The sequence below is a fragment of the Magnetococcus sp. PR-3 genome (assembly GCF_036689865.1).
Taxonomy (GTDB): domain Bacteria; phylum Pseudomonadota; class Magnetococcia; order Magnetococcales; family Magnetococcaceae; genus Magnetococcus.
The window spans coordinates 1-10648 of sequence record NZ_JBAHUQ010000061.1 but is presented as its reverse complement, the minus strand read 5'-3'; the positions used below and the strand labels follow the sequence as shown (position 1 = coordinate 10648).

Here is a 10648-nt window from a genome sequence, read left to right as displayed (position 1 = left end):
GCACACAATAAAAAAGCCCTGATCTTTCGATCAGGGCTTCATACAGAACACCTTCTTGCCAAGCGTGCTTAATCTACCAGACTCATTGCCCGTTGCTGGATCTCCCGCACAACCTCAGCTTGTCTTTGGTACACATATTGAGAAATAAAGACCTCTGAACTGGTATCCGGTTTAATGCTGACCCCAAGCATGGTTTTGCCACCAGCCCACTCTTTGACCGCGACAATGCTGCCTGAGACCCGCAAAGATTGGCCTTTCTTTTCCAACACCATATTACAGTCAACCGGCTCACCGAAGGGAATGGGGGTTCCTCCACAGACAACACCCATACCTGTTGCAGAGATATCCAACAGCTCACCAGAGAGCTTACGGCCATCCCCAAGCACCGTCACATGAACGGCATCCTTAGGTTTCACCCGAATATGGCTTCGGTCGCCGGCGCCTAACTCGGTAAAGGCCAGGTTTTTCAATTCAACTTCTAGCTTTTCCCGGTTAATGGTCACCACATCACCGGTAATCGGTGCTGGAAGCATGGTATCTTTAATCAGTGTGGAGCGTTCCTCCCCTACAACAAAACTCTGGAACTTGTGTAGTTGCAGGACAGCATTCCCCTTCATTTCCAAGATGGTGAGAATTTTTGCGTTGTAGCTAATGGGCACCCCTTTATAAATATTGAAGCAGGCAGGCTCGCCCCCCTGCTCCATCAAGGTTTGTAGTGCCTCCAATGGGGTGACAGTGGGCTCACCCTCTTCCTCTGGCTCATCAGAGGCCGCTTCTTCAGCAGCCTCCAGCTCAGAGGCATCAACGCCTAGGGTCTCATTTTTCTCATCCGCAGCTTCAGCGGTTCCAGCAGCCGACTCAACCTCTTTACCATCCACCTTATCCAGCGCTTTTTTGACCCCCTCATTCAGGGTTTTTTGCAGCTCTTCTTCAGCAGCTTCTACCTGTGCATCATCTAGCCCGCTTTCTGTAAGCACCTCTTTAAAGGCCGCAGAACTAAAGCTGTTAAAGGCTTCCAGACGCTTTTGCATACGCCGCTCCAGCCATTTACGAAGATCCTTCTCCATGGCTTTCATGGCACCTGCCAGTGCACGATTCTGCTTTAAAAAGGCTTCATAGGCCTCTTTTTGTGTATCGTTCAAAGGCGGCAGTTTGGCACTGTCGATTCCTGGATAGAAATGTTTATAGTAGAGGAACCCTGCGGCTGGGGCATGTTTTTTATCCACCGCATCCTCACCGTGCAGGCGGCGTATCTGAGCAAACAGATGGCGCACGAAGTGAGGGGCATACTGTTTATAGAACGGCAACAGAGCACGCAAGGATTGCTCCTCACCTGGGGTAACAGTCATACTGAGATCCTCAATGAACGAAACAGGCTGTTAACCCGTTTTTAGCTACATCGTTAGCCATGAAAAGGACTTAATTTTCATCAACGATCACACAGGGGTATAGGAACCACCAACCCCCATTGAACGGTTATGACGAAGTGTAGGCTATATCACGCCCTGGTTTCCAGGTGCAAAACATCGTTTATACAATGGAATGCCTTATTTAAGGAACCCTCATGCAAGGAACAGCCCGAATTTCCCTCAAAAACCCATTTGATCCTAAAATTCACTGGCCAAAAGTGAAAACGGTTTTGTTGGATATGGATGGAACCCTCTTGGACCGTCATTTTGACGATCATTTTTTCCTGGAGACCGTTCCTAAGTACTATGCCAAACAACGAAATATATCCCCAGAGCAAGCGCTGCAAGAGATTATAGAAGCCTACCAAAAGGTTGAACGCACCCTGCTTTGGTATGATCTAGACTACTGGAGCCGAACGTTAGGGATGGATATTCCCCTGCTTAAACAAGAAGTGGCCCACCTGATTGCCGTTCATCCCCATGTCATAACGTTTCTTCAAACCGTTCGTGCCACCGGACGCCCTTTGCATTTGGTAACCAATGCCCATAGTGCCTCACTGGCGTTAAAAATGCAGCGTACGCCTATTGGAGCCTATTTTAACACCATTACATCCAGCCATGATCTGGGGCTCCCCAAAGAGAACCCTGACTTCTGGCCCCGCTTGGAAACAAAGTTGGGCTTTGATAAAACCACAACCTTATTGGCTGAGGATTCAGAGTCTGTGTTAGAGAGTGCTGCACAGTATGGACTGGGTTTTCTTATTCATATCGCGGCCCCAAGCTCAACACTGGACCCAGCCTTTAGCAAACACTTTAGCTCGTTCCAGGATTTCACCGATCTTATACCCAACGTTTAACAGGTTGAGCAAGGCGCAGTTTTGGAAGGTTCTTCGTCAGTATCCCAATGGGTGATATGGTGCAGAGTAATACCTGCGTATTGTGCAATACTTTTTGACCGGGCATCATCATACGCCTCGGCATAAAAAACATCTTTGACACCAATATTAGCCAGAGCCCCCATACAGGAACCACACGGGTGGGTGGTTACATAGACACTACACCCTTCTAGCTTAATACCGTGGCGACCTGCGTTGGCAATACCATTAGCCTCGGCATGGGCACACACACACAGCTCTAACCCCTGGCCACTGGGCACACCAGCTTCACGCCGAGCACAGGTCGGTGGGTGCGGATAGCCGCTGGGTACACCATTAAAGCCGGTGGCCAACAACCGCTTATCCCGTACAAATACGGCACCTACACGGCGGCCTGAAGCACATGTACTCATTTCAGCCGCTAATTTAGCGACACGCATCCAGTGAATATCCCAGCTGGGTCGGCTCACGATCAATTCCTTTATAGGCAGAAAGGCATTCATACAAAAATCGACACTACTGTATCTGTAAAATTATCTCTTTTACAACCTGCTCTATTGTAGTTAACGTAGAGCTTGTTCCCTAAAACCCTTTTTTACGCCTTAAGTGAAACACACAGGCAAAAAAATGGTCTAAGGTTCAGTGTGCAAAACATCAGCTGGACCTGACATTAGAAGAACGGTTGATGTATGACTTGTGCGCACCTACACCAAGGTGTTGCTTGCCCGATTCATTACAGGAGCGATTCAATGTTTTTCAAACTTTCCCGTCTCGGTATCGCCGCAGCTACAACTGCAGCTCTGGTTGTAGGTGCTGGTAGCGCCTCGGCTGCCACCTTTATTAAAATTGGTACTGGTGGTGTCACAGGTGTTTACTATCCATCAGGCGTCAATATCTGCCGTATGGTTAATAAAACACGGGGTGACCATGGTATCCGCTGTGATGCCGCTTCAACAGGTGGCTCTGTCTACAACACCAACGCCATGGCCAATAAGCAAATGGATATTGGTGTGGTACAGTCTGATGTCGGTTATAAAGCTTGGCATGGTGAAAAACCCTTTGACCGCAAAATCACTGAACTGCGTAGCCTGTTCTCACTACACCCAGAGAGCGTGACACTGACGGTACGTAAAGACAGTGGTATTAACAGTTTGAGTGATATCCGCGGTAAGCGCATCAACATTGGTAACCCAGGCTCAGGTCAGGCCCGTACGGCAGGTGAACTGCTTAAAGTGTGTGGCATTAACAAGGATGACTTGGCTTTGGCCGGCACCCTAAAAGCTTCTGAAATGCCCGATGCTGTACGTGATAACAAGCAGGATGGCTACTTCTATGTTGTTGGCCACCCCACAGCCAACATTAAAGATATCGCCGTAAGCACCCCCATTAAGATTGTTCCTCTGACCGATAAGTGTGTCAAAGACCTGGTCGCCAAAAATGCTTACTTTGTTGAGTCTGCCATTCCTGCTGGCCTCTATACAGGGGTAGACAGCCCTGTGCCTAGCTATGGTGTTAAAGCAACGATCTTGACCACCAGCAACCTCTCTAATGAAGCAGCGTACAACACGGTTAAAGCTGTTTTTGAGAACCTGAACAAATTTAAAACCCTGCACCCTGCTTTCCAGATTCTTGAGCCTAAACAGATGCTGGAAGGTTTGACAGCCCCTCTTCACCCAGGTGCGGTTAAGTTTTATAAAGAAGCTGGCTTGATGTAAGCCACGATACATCTTTGAGATGCACGACCTTAAAGAGGCCGGAACCATTCCGGCCTCTTTTTTTATATAAAAAAGGTATCGATTAACCGAATCCAACTTGCCTTTATCTACCCCCACCCGGCAACATAGAGCCACTTTTGTCCTTGATGCTATCAGCTTGGAGCCACCCATGAAATTGGATGAGCAACAGATCCGTGATCTACAAGAAGGATCTCATCACGACCCATTCGCCCTACTTGGTCGTCATGATCAACCTGATGGCACCGTAACGGTTACGGTTCTTTCTCCCCACACCGAACGGTTATTTATTGCCAACATCGGCCAGGAGCTTATCCGTATTCCGCAAACAGACCTGTTCCAATGGTCAGGGGATGGCCAATCTTTGCCTTTTCATTACCGTTTACGGCGGATTGACCTGCATGGAAGCCAAGTGGAATATCACGACCCTTACTCCATGCCTCCCCTGATTAATGAGATGGATCGGCACCTGTTCAATGAAGGGACACACCATAAAGCCGGTGAGTTTTTAGGTGCCCACCGCATGGAGGTAGAGGGCATACGAGGTGTCCGTTTTGCCGTTTGGGCGCCAAACGCGCAACGGGTGAGTGTGGTGGGAGATGTTAACCGCTGGGATGGCCGTGTTCATACCATGCGCCGTTATGGGGACAGTGGTATTTGGGAAATTTTCATCCCCGCGTTAAAACGGGGCGAGCGCTATAAATATGAAATTCGGACCAAAGAGGGTGCTTTACTCCTCAAAACCGACCCCTATGGACAAGCCCAAGAACAGCGGCCAGAGACGGCCTCGGTCATTGTGGAGCCCAGCAACTATCCTTGGCATGATGAAGTATGGATGGATGCCCGCAGCCGCTTTAACTGGCAACGAGAAGCCATGAGTGTCTATGAAGTCCACTTAGGCTCTTGGTTCAGTGCAGAACATGATCCACTGCCCAACTACCGAGAGCTGGGCAAACGGCTGGCCAATTACTGTACAGAAATGGGCTTTACCCATGTTGAACTCCTACCCATCAATGAACACCCGTTTGATGGCTCCTGGGGTTACCAAACTACGGGCTACTTCTCAGTGACCTCCCGTTTTGGGGATGGGGATGATTTCCGTGCCATGGTTGATCAACTTCACGGTGCGGGTATTGGTGTTATTCTAGACTGGGTTCCCGCTCATTTTCCTAAAGATGCCCACGGCTTAGCCCGCTTTGATGGTAGTGCGCTCTATGAACATGAAGACCCCCGACAAGGCCTACACCAGGACTGGGATACCTACATCTTTAATTATGGTCGCCATGAAGTAAAAAGCTTTTTAATCTCCAGTGCCATTGAAATGCTTAACACCTTCCATATTGATGGGTTACGGGTAGATGCTGTCGCCTCCATGCTCTACCTCGACTACTCTCGTGAAGAGTGGTTACCCAATAAGTATGGTGGCCGTGAAAACTTGGAAGCGATCACCTTTTTAAGGGAGCTCAACCAAGCTGTTCACGCCCACTGCCCTGGCGCACTGATGATTGCAGAAGAGTCCACCGCATGGCCCCAGGTTACGCGACCCGCAGAGTTAGGGGGACTGGGCTTTAATATGAAATGGAATATGGGGTGGATGAACGATACGCTGAACTACTTCAGCAAAGATCCTATTCATCGTAAATACCACCACGACAATCTGACCTTTAGCCTCTACTACGCATTCTCAGAGAACTTTGTTCTGCCTTTTTCACATGATGAAGTGGTTCATGGTAAATCAGCCATGCTGGGTAAAATGCCCGGAGATGAGTGGCAACGCTTTGCCAATCTAAGACTGCTCTATACGTATATGTATACGCATCCAGGAAAAAAGCTGTTGTTTATGGGGTGTGAGTTTGGCCAAAGCCATGAGTGGAACCACAGCCAATCCCTCGCTTGGAACCTGCTAGAGCATGAGTTCCATAAGGGGCTACAGCAACTGGTAAAAGATCTTAATTTTCTCTATCGGGATGAAAGCAGCTTGCATGAACGGGACTTTACGCCCGATGGTTTTCAGTGGATTGATTGTCACGACAGTGATCAATCTATTATCAGCTATCAACGAAAGTCCGATGCTGGAGAGCTGGTGGTTGTGCTCAACTTTACACCAATCCCCCGCGAAAACTATCGTATAGGGGTGCCCAGAGCAGGGCTCTATAAAGAGATTTTCAATGCGGATTCAGGTCACTATGGTGGCAGCAACTATGGTAATGGCTTTACTCAACTGATGACTGAAGAGCACCCCTGGATGAACCAGTCACACTCCTTGGTGCTGCATGTTCCCCCCATGGCTGGCATTATCCTACGCTGTGAAAAAGAGCAATAATCAACCCTCAGATAGAGGGCTAGTCTGGGTTACATAACCCGAAACTGCTGGGTCGGTCTGTAATGAGCTGGTGGAGTGCTGTAACTGGCCAGCTCAAGCGGCCTAATCGAACCAATGCCCTCAGGTAGAGGATTTGGCCTGAATTACATGACCCGAAACAGCTGGGTGGGTCTTAAAGAAGCTGGTGGAGTGCTGTAACTGGCCAGCTAAAGTGGTCAAATCCACAACCATGTCCGCCATGTGTTCTGAAGAGAGTGCATTTTCCTGTGTGGATTTATCCACATCATGAATGGATTCATTAATCTGATCCACGGCTGTGCTTTGCTCCTGGTTGGAACTTGAGATCTGCTGCATCAACTTGGCAGTTTGATGAATTTGCGGCACCAACTCAGCCAACTTTTTCCCGGCCCGACCTGACAGTTGCTGACTGTTTTCAGAAATGGTCGCAATCTCGCCGGCCGCTTTTTGGGTATGTTCAGCCAGTTTTCTAACCTCAGCAGCCACCACCGCAAACCCTTTTCCGTGCTCCCCTGCCCTGGCAGCTTCAATGGCCGCATTTAAAGCCAGTAGGTTGGTTTGCCGTGCAATCTCCCCAATAATGGCAATTTTCTCTGTAATCTGCTGTAGGGCTGACATCGCTTCATCCACAGCATGTCCACTTTGATCGGCCTGCGCGGCTGACTTCTTGGCAATTTGCTCTGTGGTTGTTGCACTTTCTGCTGAGGCATGGATAGAGGCTGCGATCTCCTCAATCACGGAAGAGGTCTGTTCAACAGAAGCAGCCTGGCTCCCACTGCTATCGGCCAAACTTTTTGCAAATGTCTGCAACTGCACACCATTTTGAGTGAGATCATCGACCGATATTTGTACAGCGTGGAGCACTTCGCCCAACCGAGATGAGAGATTGTTCATGGCCATTAAGAGCTTGGAGATCTCTTCACACCCCCCCTGCTCAAGCTGAATGGTCAAATCACCCGCGGCCATCTGCTGAACAGACTTTACAACCTGATCGATCGGTCGAACCACACTGTTGATCATCATCATACCCAAAACAGCAAGAAACAGGGCAACAGCAACAATACCGACCCCTAACTTACGGGCATTGGCATAAAAGACTTGATCCACATCATCAATGTAAATACCGGTACCTACAATCCAATTCCACGCTTTAAAACGTTTAACATAGGACAATTTGTCTACCGGCTGATCAAATCCGGGTTTGGGCCAGACATAAGGGACAAACCCATGCCCCTTTTTATTCACCACCTCTTGCATGGCTTTAAAAATATACAGGCCGTTTTTATCTTGAACAGCAGCGACACTTTTTCCGTTTAATGCTGGCTTAACCGGATGCATTAACATGGTTAAATCATCTGTTTTGACCCAAAAATAGTTTTGCTTTTTGTAGGTTTTTTCTTGCTCATAACGTACTTCATTGACCGCGGCTAATGCTGCACGCTTTGCCTCTTCCTCTGGCAACACACCACGTTTTTGTTGATCGTGATAGTGCTGTAATAGGGTAAGGACCATCTCTACCCCATGGCGGGTTTTAATTTGCCGGTCTTCCAGCATTTGCCGTTCTTGATCAATCAGCATGGCCACCCCTGTTCCAATGACAGCTAAGATCGATATTAACAACAAACCTTTTAGGCGCATGCGTAAAGACACTCTAGCCAGCAAACTTTTCGCCATGATTTCCACTCCATATATAGAGCACCTATCTTAAGGTGCATCTTAGTCTATTCTACCCAACACCAAAGAATAGAGGCTTTTGGAACGCACGAGTGTGACATTATCCCCACTTAAAAAGAGGCAATTGTAACATTTTCAAACAAAAAGTGGGGTATATTCATCGTTTTTCAAAGGATATACTGTTGTACAATCCGATTAAGGTCGTTAACTGTGTTCTTGCACGTGCAGACCTATTCCAAAAACCAGATGTTTTGTATCCATAGTCAGGGATCTAATTGCTTCAATAGTGACGAAAAAGTAAGCTATTGGTTCTCCTATTCTATGTGACGCGCTACAATGGGCGTTTAAATAACAAGAGCCTGTCATAAAAGATAACAATCAGGGGCTGCTTTATGGATAATGCCGAAAGATTTGAAGCCACCGAAACAGAAGCAGAACGTATTGTTGAAGAAGTAGAAGGTGGAACACGCCATCCAGAAGGTTGGATTGGATCTCTCTTAATTCTTCTCGCCCTAAGCTGGTCTCTGTTCCAACTTTGGGTGGCACAAACAGCTATTAATGACACGTTAGTCCGCAGTATTCACCTCGCCTTTGCCATGATTCTCGCCTACTGGGCGCATCCCTACTCTAAATCCAGTGATAAAAAACATATCCCGGTCGTTGACTTGGTGTTGGGTGTTGTTGCCTGTTTTGGCGCCCTCTATATCTTTTTGGATTACGATGCCTTGGCCATGCGGCCAGGTCTACCCCTTACTCGTGATGTCATAATTGGGGTCATTACCCTCATTCTATTGCTGGAAGCCGCCCGCCGGACACTGGGCCCAGCTTTAACCATCATTGGTACACTGTTTCTTATCTACTGCTATGCTGGCCCCAACCTACCCGATGCGATAGCCCATAGAGGGGCGGATTTAGAACAGATTGTCAGCCATATGTACCTCACGACCGAAGGTATTTTTGGTGTGCCTCTGCGGGTTTCAGCCAGCTTTGTCTTTTTGTTTGTTCTGTTTGGTGCGTTACTTGAGCGTGCCGGTGCGGGGCACTATTTCATTCAGGTTGCTTATGCCATCATGGGGCGCTACCGGGGAGGTCCAGCCAAAGCTGCCATTGCTGCATCTGGCCTAACAGGTATGGTCTCAGGCTCCTCCATTGCCAACACCGTCACCACCGGTACCTTTACCATTCCCTTAATGAAGAAGGTTGGTTTTCCACCGGAAAAAGCGGGGGCTGTTGAGGTTGCCGCTTCCACCAATGGCCAGCTTATGCCTCCCATTATGGGTGCTGCAGCCTTTATCATTGCTGAGTTTCTGGGCATTACCTATCTGGAAGTGGTGAAAGCAGCCTTTATTCCAGCCGTGGTGGCCTACTTGGGGCTCTTTTATATGGTCCATCTGGAGGCCTGTAAACTGGGCTTAAAACGGGTTCCTAAATCTGAGCTCCCCCCCCTATGGCACACGTTTATATCCGGTATTCACTTTCTTATTCCGGTGATCTTGCTGGTCTACACCTTGGCGGTCCTTAGGCAATCTCCTCAGCTGGCCATTTTCAATGCTATTCTGGCACTTATGTCGATCATGGTGCTTCAACGTCCAGTCCAGGCATTGGCGCTCAAACAGCCCATTGGCCCAGCATTTCGGGTGAGTTTTGAAGATCTCTACCATGGTCTGGTCAATGGTGCGCGCTATATGGTACCCATTGGCATTGCCACCGCCGCAGCAGGTTTGGTGGTTGGTACCATCACCCTAACGGGTTTGGGCCAGCGCTTTTTGGAAGTGATTGAGATGCTCTCTATGGGGCATATGATTCTGGTATTGCTTTTTACCGCTATTACCAGTCTTATTCTGGGCATGGGGCTCCCCACAACGGCCAACTATATTGTGATGGCCTCTCTCACAGCGCCCATCATTGTTGAGCTGGGCACCCTGAATGATATGGTGGTACCAGCCATTGCCGCCCACTTGTTCGTCTTTTACTTCGGTATTTTGGCGGATGATACACCACCGGTGGGACTTGCGGCCTACGCAGCATCAGCCATTGCCCGATCAGATCCAATTAAAACAGGCATACAAGGCTTTACCTATGATCTACGTACAGCCATTTTGCCTTTTATGTTCATTTTCAACACCGATCTGATCTTGATTTCTGGTATTCGAGAAGGCGCTTGGATGCCCACTTCATCGGATTGGTTGTGGATTGAAGGATGGGGTCCCATTTTAGGACTATTTGCCCTTTCAGGCTTAGCTATGATGGCTTTTACCTCTGCCTTAATGGGTTGGCATATGGGCCGGATCAATGCCCTTCAACGCATCATGATGGTGATGATTGCCTTAACACTGTTCAGACCCGGCATACTCAACTCAGTGACTTGGTCGGTATGGATAAAACCTATTGGATGATTATTCCTCCTCTACTGCTGTACGCAGGGTTTAGCCTTATACGCTGGAAAAGGCCACCTGTCGCAGCCACTTAATATAAAAAAGCCGGGGTACACAGTATGTACTCCGGCTTTTTTGTCATGACATCCCATAATCAGTCGATCTCAAGCCATCAAACAGCCGCAAGCGCATCATCAAACCTAAGCGCCATTCAGCTTTGACCCGACATACTCTGTAGTTA

General features: G+C 48.4%; 7 protein-coding genes. 4 read left to right on the top strand and 3 right to left on the bottom strand.

What is annotated here, in order from left to right; all coding sequences use genetic code 11:
• Nucleotides 1-68 precede the first annotated feature (68 nt).
• Nucleotides 69-1349: a PilZ domain-containing protein gene (locus V5T57_RS20300; RefSeq protein WP_332893100.1), complete on the bottom strand. Its 1281-nt coding sequence runs from the start codon at nucleotides 1347-1349 to the stop codon at nucleotides 69-71.
• Between the two features lie 215 nt (nucleotides 1350-1564).
• On the opposite strand from V5T57_RS20300, the gene yrfG reads away from it, so the two are divergent.
• Nucleotides 1565-2266, top strand: coding sequence for a GMP/IMP nucleotidase (yrfG, locus tag V5T57_RS20295; protein ID WP_332893099.1), 702 nt, complete (start codon nucleotides 1565-1567; stop codon nucleotides 2264-2266).
• Here yrfG and V5T57_RS20290 read toward each other — a convergent pair.
• Nucleotides 2263-2754, bottom strand: a complete 492-nt coding sequence (locus V5T57_RS20290) for a deoxycytidylate deaminase (RefSeq protein ID WP_332893098.1) — start codon at nucleotides 2752-2754, stop codon at nucleotides 2263-2265. The two genes, yrfG and V5T57_RS20290, sit on opposite strands and share 4 nt — an antisense overlap.
• A gap of 279 nt (nucleotides 2755-3033) precedes the next feature.
• Here V5T57_RS20290 and V5T57_RS20285 point away from each other — a divergent pair, with 279 nt between their 5' ends.
• Together V5T57_RS20285 and glgB are read left to right on the top strand one after the other, a co-directional pair.
• Nucleotides 3034-3999 carry a TAXI family TRAP transporter solute-binding subunit gene (locus tag V5T57_RS20285; RefSeq protein ID WP_332893097.1) on the top strand — a complete coding sequence of 322 codons (966 nt, stop codon included), beginning with the start codon at nucleotides 3034-3036 and terminating at the stop codon, nucleotides 3997-3999.
• Between the two features lie 169 nt (nucleotides 4000-4168).
• The gene (gene glgB / locus V5T57_RS20280) at nucleotides 4169-6340 is read left to right on the top strand and encodes a 1,4-alpha-glucan branching protein GlgB (RefSeq protein ID WP_332893096.1); all 2172 of its coding nucleotides are present in this window, start codon (nucleotides 4169-4171) and stop codon (nucleotides 6338-6340) included.
• Between the two features lie 120 nt (nucleotides 6341-6460).
• Here glgB and V5T57_RS20275 read toward each other — a convergent pair whose 3' ends face one another.
• The gene (locus V5T57_RS20275; protein ID WP_332893095.1) at nucleotides 6461-8032 is read right to left on the bottom strand and encodes a methyl-accepting chemotaxis protein; all 1572 of its coding nucleotides are present in this window, start codon (nucleotides 8030-8032) and stop codon (nucleotides 6461-6463) included.
• A 392-nt stretch (nucleotides 8033-8424) separates the two neighbouring features.
• Between V5T57_RS20275 and V5T57_RS20270 the strand changes: the two genes are divergently transcribed.
• Nucleotides 8425-10428 carry a TRAP transporter permease gene (locus tag V5T57_RS20270; protein ID WP_332893094.1) on the top strand — a complete coding sequence of 668 codons (2004 nt, stop codon included), beginning with the start codon at nucleotides 8425-8427 and terminating at the stop codon, nucleotides 10426-10428.
• Nucleotides 10429-10648 lie beyond the last annotated feature (220 nt).